Source organism: Bacteroides sp. GM023 (assembly GCF_014750685.1).
Lineage (GTDB): Bacteria > Bacteroidota > Bacteroidia > Bacteroidales > Bacteroidaceae > Bacteroides.
Genome location: NZ_JAAXGE010000035.1, coordinates 1 through 1,181 on the forward strand (window position 1 = coordinate 1; position 1,181 = coordinate 1,181).

General features: G+C 47.5%; 1 rRNA gene. It reads left to right on the forward strand.

Annotated features, from left to right (window positions below):
- Window positions 1–7 precede the first annotated feature (7 nt).
- A 23S ribosomal RNA gene (locus HC965_RS26560) occupies window positions 8–1,181 on the forward strand; the annotation flags it as partial.

Sequence of the window (1,181 nt, forward strand, 5' to 3'; positions counted from 1 at the left end):
AGTTTGAAAGAAAGTAAGCAAGGGCGCATGGCGGATGCCTTGGCTCTCGGAGGCGATGAAGGACGTGATAAGCTGCGATAAGCTTTGGGTAGGTGCAAATAACCTTTAATCCAAAGATTTCCGAATGGGACAACCCGGCATTCTGAAGGAATGTCATCCAACCTGGTTGGAAGCTAACGCAGGGAACTGAAACATCTTAGTACCTGTAGGAAAAGAAAATAATAATGATTCCCCTAGTAGTGGCGAGCGAACGGGGATTAGCCCAAACCATAGATGTTACGGCATTTATGGGGTTGTAGGACCACGATGTCGCATGACATTTAGTGAATAGAATGTTCTGGAAAGAACAGCCATAGACGGTGATAGCCCGGTATATGAAGCTAAACTAAGCGTAGTGGTATCCTGAGTAGCGCGGGACACGAGAAATCTTGCGTGAATCTGCCGGGACCATCCGGTAAGGCTAAATACTCCCGAGAGACCGATAGTGAACCAGTACTGTGAAGGAAAGGTGAAAAGAACTTCGAATAGAAGAGTGAAATAGTCCCTGAAACCATGCGCCTACAAGCGGTCGGAGCAGCTTAGGCTGTGACGGCGTGCCTTTTGCATAATGAACCTACGAGTTACTTTTTCCGGCAAGGTTAAGTGTCTTAAGACATGAAGCCGAAGCGAAAGCGAGTCTGAACAGGGCGATTAGTCGGAAGGAGTAGACGCGAAACCAAGTGATCTACCCTTGGGCAGGTTGAAGGTTAGGTAACACTAACTGGAGGACCGAACCGATAAGCGTTGAAAAGCTTCCGGATGACCTGAGGGTGGGGGTGAAAGGCTAATCAAACTTGGAGATAGCTCGTACTCCCCGAAATGCATTTAGGTGCAGCCTTGTGAGTTACTAATGTGAGGTAGAGCGACTGATAAGATGCGAGGGCTTCACCGCCTATCAAGTCTTGATAAACTCCGAATGCGCATTAGTTTTATCACAGGAGTGAGGGCATGGGTGCTAAGGTCCATGTCCGAAAGGAGAAGAATCCAGACCATCAGCTAAGGTCCCCAAATAATTGCTAAGTTGAACTAACGAAGTCAGATTGCTAAGACAGCTAGGATGTTGGCTTGGAAGCAGCCATTCATTTAAAGAGTGCGTAACAGCTCACTAGTCGAGGAGTTTGGCGTGGATAATAATCGGGCAT